Below are 263 nucleotides of genomic sequence, written 5' to 3'. Positions count from 1 at the left end.
TTGCAGCACTATCATCGGCGCAAAGTTGTTTCACGGTCCTGTTCGGGATGGGAAGGGGTGGGACCAACTTGCTATGGTCATCAGGCATAACTTGTACTGGCATTTGTCCTCAGTGGAGCGACAAAGCCTGAATCTGGAAGAAGCAAAGATTGGGGGTAATGACTGGTAGTATCAACACACACGCAACGTTGTACCGTCTTATCCTCTGCACCTGCTAAGGTTATAGGGACAAGCCGTACGGGCAATTAGTACTGGTTAGCTTA

The 263-nt window shown here is 49.0% G+C and carries 1 rRNA gene; it reads right to left on the bottom strand.

Going from position 1 to position 263, the window contains the following annotated elements:
- A 5S ribosomal RNA gene (gene rrf, locus KO538_RS29095) occupies window positions 1–85 on the bottom strand; the annotation flags it as partial.
- Window positions 86–263: the final 178 nt, after the last annotated feature.

The sequence above is a fragment of the Janthinobacterium sp. NKUCC08_JDC genome, from assembly GCF_019345575.1.
GTDB lineage: Bacteria > Pseudomonadota > Gammaproteobacteria > Burkholderiales > Burkholderiaceae_D > Janthinobacterium > Janthinobacterium aestuarii.
This window is presented reverse-complemented; position numbering and strand designations above follow the sequence as displayed.